7 protein-coding genes are annotated in these 7,101 nt (G+C 69.8%); 5 read left to right on the plus strand and 2 right to left on the minus strand.

Translation table 11 applies throughout. The features are described 5' to 3' along the window. The first annotated feature begins 224 nt into the window (after positions 1–224). Together VFX99_RS08205 and VFX99_RS08210 are read left to right on the plus strand one after the other, a co-directional pair. Positions 225–569 carry a hypothetical protein gene (locus VFX99_RS08205; protein ID WP_329665804.1) on the plus strand — a complete coding sequence of 115 codons (345 nt, stop codon included), beginning with the start codon at positions 225–227 and terminating at the stop codon, positions 567–569. 96 nt (positions 570–665) lie between these two features. Further along, complete coding sequence (locus VFX99_RS08210; RefSeq protein WP_329665805.1) at positions 666–1,019, plus strand: SHOCT domain-containing protein; 354 nt, start codon at positions 666–668, stop codon at positions 1,017–1,019. A 20-nt stretch (positions 1,020–1,039) separates the two neighbouring features. On the opposite strand, the gene VFX99_RS08215 is transcribed toward VFX99_RS08210, so the two are convergent. Beyond that, positions 1,040–2,062 carry an isopenicillin N synthase family dioxygenase gene (locus tag VFX99_RS08215; protein ID WP_329665806.1) on the minus strand — a complete coding sequence of 341 codons (1,023 nt, stop codon included), beginning with the start codon at positions 2,060–2,062 and terminating at the stop codon, positions 1,040–1,042. Between the two features lie 194 nt (positions 2,063–2,256). Here VFX99_RS08215 and efeU point away from each other — a divergent pair, with 194 nt between their 5' ends. Genes efeU through efeB form a run of 3 tightly spaced genes read left to right on the plus strand, consistent with a single transcriptional unit; the run spans position 2,257 to position 5,856 of the window. Beyond that, the gene (efeU, locus tag VFX99_RS08220; RefSeq protein ID WP_329665809.1) at positions 2,257–3,300 is read left to right on the plus strand and encodes an iron uptake transporter permease EfeU; all 1,044 of its coding nucleotides are present in this window, start codon (positions 2,257–2,259) and stop codon (positions 3,298–3,300) included. Further along, positions 3,297–4,529 (plus strand): iron uptake system protein EfeO, encoded by a 1,233-nt coding sequence (gene efeO / locus VFX99_RS08225; protein WP_329665807.1) that lies wholly within the window; start codon positions 3,297–3,299, stop codon positions 4,527–4,529. Before efeU ends, efeO begins: the two co-directional genes overlap by 4 nt. A gap of 1 nt (position 4,530) precedes the next feature. Beyond that, positions 4,531–5,856 (plus strand): iron uptake transporter deferrochelatase/peroxidase subunit, encoded by a 1,326-nt coding sequence (gene efeB / locus VFX99_RS08230; RefSeq protein ID WP_329665808.1) that lies wholly within the window; start codon positions 4,531–4,533, stop codon positions 5,854–5,856. Between the two features lie 14 nt (positions 5,857–5,870). On the opposite strand, the gene VFX99_RS08235 is transcribed toward efeB, so the two are convergent. After that, on the minus strand, positions 5,871–7,022 hold the full coding sequence (locus VFX99_RS08235; RefSeq protein WP_329665810.1) for an acyltransferase family protein: 1,152 nt from the start codon (positions 7,020–7,022) through the stop codon (positions 5,871–5,873). Positions 7,023–7,101: the final 79 nt, after the last annotated feature.

The raw sequence follows: 7,101 nt of genomic DNA on the forward strand, positions 1-7,101 counted from the left end.
AAGCACTTGTCGGGACGAGTTGAGACCCACTGCGAGAGCAGCACGGTCTTGCCTGCGCCGGCGGGCGCGACGAGCACTGTGAGGGGTGCGCCGACGGCACCGTCCAGACGAGCCCGGAGTGTCGGGCGGTCGACGGCGTGCGAGGGTATGGAAGGTGCTGGGGTCATGGTGGGCCGTTTCGCCATCAGTATCCCAGTGAGGGGGGCGCGAATCATCCTCTCGGCATGATGGCGTCATACGGACTGCAGACGAACATTGAGAGGAGATGCCGGCTGCCCTTCCGGCATGGAGAGGTCGCCGTGCCGTCGCAGATCGCCGAAGTCGTCGTTCGGGGCAGGATGAGCCCCGAACTCATCGCGGCGCTCGACGGGTTCGAGGTCACCACCGGCGCCGACGGGCTCACGAGAGTGGTCGGCAGCGTGCCCGATCAGCCTCGACTGCTCGGGCTGCTCGCGGCGTTCGACGATCTGCACATCGAGGTGGTGTCCGTGAATTTCGTGGACTCCACCGCGTCCGCGAGTCGCCCATCACCCGATGCGGGTGACGCACGGCGGCACCCTGAGCAGTAGGTTCGCACCGTCGGCGATCATGCCCGCCCTTCGAACCACGAGCCAGTCTCACAACGAGCGGTGCTCGAAGCCGCTGAAGAGAACCGAGGAGAAGAAATGCCCCTTCGCAGAATGGGTCGTCCCGGCCTGATCGGCATGGCCGCCCGCACCGCCGTGGTCGCCGGCACCGCGACCGCCGTGAGTGGCAGCGTGCAGCGCCACCAGCAGGAGAAGGCGCAGAACCAGTACGACCAGCAGCAGTACGAGGCCGCGCAGCAGCAGGCTCAGATCGACGAGGCTGCCCGCGCTGCCGCCGCGCAGTACTCCCAGCCTGCCCCCGCCGAGCCCGCGGCCCCCGCGGGCGGGGGTGTGGACCTGGTGGGCGAGTTGCAGAAGCTCGCATCGCTGAAGGACGCCGGCGTCCTCAGCGACGAGGAGTTCGCTGCCGCGAAGGCCAAGCTGCTCGGCTGATCCGAAACGTCGTCCGCCGGTCAGGCGGAGGGTTCCGCCCGCGCCGCGACGAGGTCGGCGTGGTGGATCGCCGCGACATCGGGGTGCGCGCGCAGGCGCGACTTCAGCGCGTTCTCGCCGTACAGCGCGTGGATCGGGTTCGCCGGGTCCTGGGTGACGCCGCGCGCTTCGGCCGCGAGTTCCTCGGGCAGGTCGATGACCGGAAGCCGGGAGTCCAGCGCCGGATTGAAGAAGAACGGCACCGAGATCCGGTCGTCCGGGTACTTCGGCGAGATGACGCGATGGTTCGTCGCGATGAGATACCCCTGAGTCGCGTACTCGAGCAGCTCGCCGATGTTGACGACGAACGCTCCTTCGACCGGGGGCGCGTCGACCCACTCCCCGTCGCGCTGCACCTGCAGGCCGCCCTTGCCGGGCTCCACCCATAGCAGCGTCAGCACGCCCGAGTCCTTGTGTGCCCCGACGCCCTGCTGGGGCGTCGGGTCGTCCTTGCCCGGATAGCGGACGATCTTGATCAGCGTCGAGGGCTCGCCGAAGTGCTGGTCGAAGTACGACTCCGGCGCGCCCAGGGCGACCGCCCAGGCCCGGAGCAGCTTGCGCGCCACGCCCGAAAGGTGGTCGTGCCATTCGGATACGACCTCCCGAAGCTCGGGCTGGGCGGCCGGCCAGAGGTTGGGCCCGACCAGTCGCGCGTAATCCGGTGCCGCGGGGTCGATGACGGCCGTGCGCTCCGGCCCGATGTCGATCTGCTCGCGCCAGTCCACGCGACCCTGCGTGCGTTCGCCGCCGACCCGCGTGTAACCGCGGAAATGCGGGCTCTGCACGTTCTCGATCGCGAGCTTGTCGGCCTCGGGAAGGGCGAAGAAGTCGCGCGCGCCGCGCAGGAGCCGGGCTTCGAGCTCGGGCGAGACACCCGTGCCGGTCAGGTAGAAGAAGCCGACATCGTGGGTCGCCCGGCGCAGGTCGTCCCGGAACGCCGAAGCGGCCTCCGGTCCGGCATCCAGTCGGCTCAGGTCGAGGATGGGCAGCGAGAGATCAGCCATGAAGCGACGATAGGCGGCGGCAGCGGCGTCCCGGCGATTGTTGCCGCGGATTACCGGAGGCGTCCGGCATCCGCTTTGACCGCTCTCGTTGGGCCGCGTACCCTGGTGCGAAGTGAGGGTTGCCTAACCTGAGTTCATTCGGGGAAGGCGGGCGCCCGAACACCTCCTTCCACCCTCCACGCTTGAGATTGCCCGTGCTCGCCACCTTCCTGATCGGCCTCCGCGAAGGCCTCGAAGCCGCGCTCGTCGTCGGAATCCTGGTCGCCTACATCACGCGCATCGATCGGCGTGAGGTGCTGCCCAGGCTGTGGGCGGGCATCGCGCTCGCCGTCGGCCTCGCGCTCGCGGTCGGTGCGGTGCTGACCTTCGGCGCGTACTCGCTCACGTTCGAGGCGCAGGAGATCATCGGCGGCACCCTCAGCCTCCTCGCGGTGGGCATGGTGACATGGATGATCTTCTGGATGCAGAAGACGGCTCGCACCCTGAAGGCGAGCCTCGAAGGCGGCATCGACCGTGCGCTCGCGCAGGGCGGCCTGTGGGCGCTCATCGCCATCGGCTTCGTCTCGGTCGCGCGGGAGGGGCTGGAGACCACCCTCCTGCTGTGGTCCATGGTGCAGTCCTTCGGCGACGCGCCCGCTGCGCTGCTGGGCGCGCTGCTCGGACTCCTCGCCGCGATCGTGATCGGCTGGCTGCTGGCCCGCGGCATGCTGCGGCTCGATCTGCGCCGGTTCTTCCTCTGGACCGGTGCGTTCCTGATCATCGTGGCCGCCGGCGTCCTGGCCTACGCGGTGCACGACCTGCAGGAGGGCGGTGCGCTGCCCGGCCCGTTCGGCGCGCTCGCGCCGGTCGACCCGACGACGGGCGCCGTGCTGGTCGGTTTCGCCGGATTCCCCTACGGGTGGGCCTTCGACCTGAGCGCACAGGTCCCGCCCGGCTCGGCGCTGGCCGCGGTGCTGCAGGCGACCGTGGGATTCATGCCCCGCATGTCGTGGCTGCAGGTCGTCGTGTGGGTCCTCTACGTGAGCATCGTGGGCGCGTTCTTCATGCGCGGCACGCGCAGGTCGCGAGTTCGCACCGCTCGGCCCGAGCCGTCCGGTGCCGAGCAGCGCTCCGCGACCGCAGAGCCCTCTTCCACCGAGCGGGCACCCGAGACGTCCTCCGCTCGCTCGAACACGAACCCGAACCCGACCTCGGCCGCGGTACCGGCCGAGGCTACGTCGCACCAAGGAGCAGCATGACCACCCCTTCCCGCCTCCTCGGCGCCGCCGTCGCTGTGGCGCTGTCTGCCGTCGTCCTCGCGGGATGCGTCGCCAAGAGCGACGTCGCCGCGTCGGACGCGCTGACGGTCAGCTCGACCGAGACCGGCTGCGAGGTCTCGGCGACCACGGCGAACAGCGGCACACTGGCGTTCGACGTGACGAACGCGGGAGCGGATGTCACCGAGTTCTACCTCCTCGCAGAGGACGGCCTGCGCATCGTGGGGGAGGTCGAGAACATCGCCCCCGGCGCGTCGCGCACCCTCACCGTGGTCGCACAGCCGGGCGAATACTTCACGGTGTGCAAGCCGGGGATGATCGGCGAGGGGGTCGGCCGGAGCGGCTTCAGCGTGTCGGGCGATGCGGTGGCGATCGATGGGCCGGATGCCGAGCAGAAGCAGCAGGCGGTCGACCTGTACGCCGCGTTCGTGAAGGATCAGGTGTCGCAGCTGGTTCCGCAGGTCGAGGAGTTCGTCGCGGCCTACGAGTCGGGAGCGGATGACGTCGCACGCGCAGCATTCCCGCAGGTGCGGGCTTATTACGAGCGGATCGAGCCCGTGGCCGAGGCGCTCGGCGATCTCGACCCGCGCATCGACTACCGCGAGGTGGATGCCGTCGCCGAGGGCCTCGACTGGACCGGCTTCCACCGCATCGAGAAGGACCTCTGGATACCGGCGCAGGACGCCCTCAACGCCGACGGCGAGACGCCGGCCTGGCAGGACTGGGCGCCCTCCACACCGGACGAGCGGGCCGCGTTCGGCGACCAGCTGATCGCCGACGTCGCCGAACTTTACGACTACGTCCACTCCGACCAGTTCCAGGCCGCGCTCGACGAGCAGGGCGTGGCGGGGCTGAGCAACGGGGCGATCGCGCTGCTGGACGAAGTGGCGACGGGCAAGATCTCCGGCGAAGAGGACTGGTGGTCGGGCACAGACCTGTGGGATTTCGCCGCGAACGTCGAGGGATCCAAGATGGCGTTCTCGCTCGCGAGGGACTTCGCCGCAGCCAAGGGCGACGACGGCGCGGCCCTCGTCGAAGAGATCGACGCCGGCTACGCGGCGCTGGAGGAGTCCCTTGCCGCGCACGGATCCCTGGCGGCGGGCTTCGTGACCTATTCCGAGCTCACCGATGCCGACAAGCGGGAGTTCACCGACCTCATCAACGCGCTGGCCGAGCCGCTGTCGCAGCTCACCGTGACCGTCCTGGAGTGACGTGACCCCCCGCGCGGACGGCGCTCCCGAGGACTCAGCAGCCGCACCGGTCGCTGAGCCCGAGGCGACGACCGGCGTCAGCCGCCGCGGCCTGCTGGGCCTCGTGGGAGCCGGGGCAGCCGGCCTCGCCATCGGCGCGGGAGCGGGAGTGGCGGGCGGCGTCGCGGTGGCGCGCGCCGCCGATTCGGGGAGCGCGGCATCCGCGTACGAGTTCTTCGGCGCGCACCAGGCCGGCATCACGACGCCGGTGCAGGATCACCTGCATTTCGCCTCGTTCGACATGATGGCACGCACCGACCGCGACGACGTGATCTCCCTGCTGCAGGACTGGTCGTATGCCGCCGCGCGCATGACTCGTGGGCTCGAAGTGAGCGCGACCGGTGCGATCGGCGGTTCACCGGAGGCTCCCCCCGACGACACGGGCGAGGCCCTGGGGCTCGGCGCGAGCGGGCTGACCATCACTTTCGGCCTGGGTCCGACGCTGTTCGAGAGCGACGGCGTCGACCGGTTCGGCATCGCCGGCCGCCGCCCGCCGGTGCTCGAGCGCCTTCCTGCATTCCTCGGCGACGATCTCGATCCCGATGCATCGGGCGGGGATCTGTGCATCCAGGCGTGCGCGGACGACCCGCAGGTCGCCGTCCACGCGGTGCGCAACCTCAGCCGCATCGCATTCGGCAGAGCGCGTATCCGCTGGTCGCAGATGGGTTTCGGCCGCACCTCCCGGACGACCGCGAGCCAGCAGACGCCGCGCAACCTGTTCGGCTTCAAGGACGGCACCGCGAACATCCTCGCCGACGATCGCGAAGCCCTCGATTCGCACGTCTGGGTCGCCGCCTCGGATGCCCCGGCCTGGATGGCCGGCGGCTCGTATCTGGTGGCCCGCAAGATCGCGATGCTGATCGAGACGTGGGACCGGGTGCGGCTCTCGGAGCAGGACGCGATCATCGGTCGGGACAAGGGCGAAGGGGCGCCGCTCTCGGGCGGTGACGAGTTCACCGAGCCGGATTTCGCCAAGACGGATGCCGCGGGCGCTCCGCTCATGCCCGCGGTCAGTCATGTCCGACTCGCTCATGCCGACCTGAACGACGGCGTGCGCATCCTGCGTCGCGGGTACAACTTCGTCGACGGCAACAACGATCTCGGCCGGCTCGACGCGGGGCTGTTCTTCCTCTCGTATCAGCGCGCGCCCGAGCAGTTCGTCCGGCTGCAGCGATCTCTGTCGACCGACGTCATGAACGAATACATCCGCCACGTCGGCTCGGGTGTGTGGGCCGTGCCGCCCGGCGCGGCTCCCGGCTCATACGTCGGCGAGCGTCTCTTCGCCTGACGCCCGCCGGTCTGTCAGCCGTTCTGCCGAGGATCCGCCTGGGGCTGCGCGGCCCGCGGTGTCCCACGTCGCTGCGCGCCCTCATGCGAGCGCCGCGATCCGGTCGGATCCAGGCGGTGACCTTCGCGCCGCGCGAGGGTGGGGTCGGCGAACAGCCAGCTCGGCCGCGGCTCCACCAGCGGGCGGAACACGGTCCGCACCGGCTTGGTCGCGAGCGCGAGGGCGATCAGCACCGAGGCGACGATGACGAGAGGCAGCCAGATCCAGGTCGGCTCCAGGTCTCGGAGCACGCCCGACTCGCGGAACGGGTACAGCACGAAGGAATGCAGGAGGTAGACGTACATCGTGTACTGGCCGAAGTGCGTCCACCAGTGCGTGCCGCGCGGCAGCACGGCGAAGAAGGCGGCCGACAGCAGCAGCGCGATGGCCATCAGCGCCAGCCGCACACCGCCCGCCCACCATTCGGTGCCGCCGATCGACGCGTAGTTCTCGTCGTAGAACAGCCATGCCCGCAGGTTCATGGCCTTCCAGCCGTCCACGAAGAACCAAGCGGCCCACCCGGCGACGGCGAGGGCAGCCGTCGCTGCGGCCAGCACCCACCACGGTCGGTCCCTCAGCAGTCCGAGACGCTCCACCACGTTCCGGTCGCTCAGCCACCAGCCCAGTGCGAAGAAGGGGAGCAGGCCGAGCGTGCGCGACAGCGACAGCGTCGAGTCGATGTTCGGGAGGTACCCGGCGCCGATGGAGATGACGACGGTCCACAGCAGCGGCCAGCGCAGCAGGGCGAGATAGGGGAGTACGAGCCGGAAGATGCCCAGCGCGAGCAGGAACCACAGCGTCCACGACGGCTGAGTCAGATTCGGGTTCGCCTGACCCTCCACGATCCACTTCGTGACCGTCCACAGGCTCTCGAAGATGACGTACGGAACCAGGATGTCGGTGATCACCCGCGCCATCTGCCGCGAGCCGGGGGCGCCGGACTTGGAGAAGTAGCCGGAGATGATCGCCAGCGCGGGCATGTGGAACGCGTAGATGAACAGGTACAGTCCGAGCGCGACATCCGAGTCGTAGGTCAAGCGCTGCGAGGCATGCCCGAGCACGACCAGCACGATGCACGCGAAGCGGGCGTTGTCCCAGAACGGCACGCGACGGGTGGATCGCGGCACGCCGCCGGCGCCGGTCGGCGGTGCGCCGGTGGAGGGGGCAGCCCGAGCCGCGCTGCTGCGCGGTCCTGCCTTTGCTGGT

Origin of the sequence: Microbacterium sp., assembly GCF_036277215.1 — a bacterium.
Classification (GTDB): domain Bacteria; phylum Actinomycetota; class Actinomycetes; order Actinomycetales; family Microbacteriaceae; genus Microbacterium.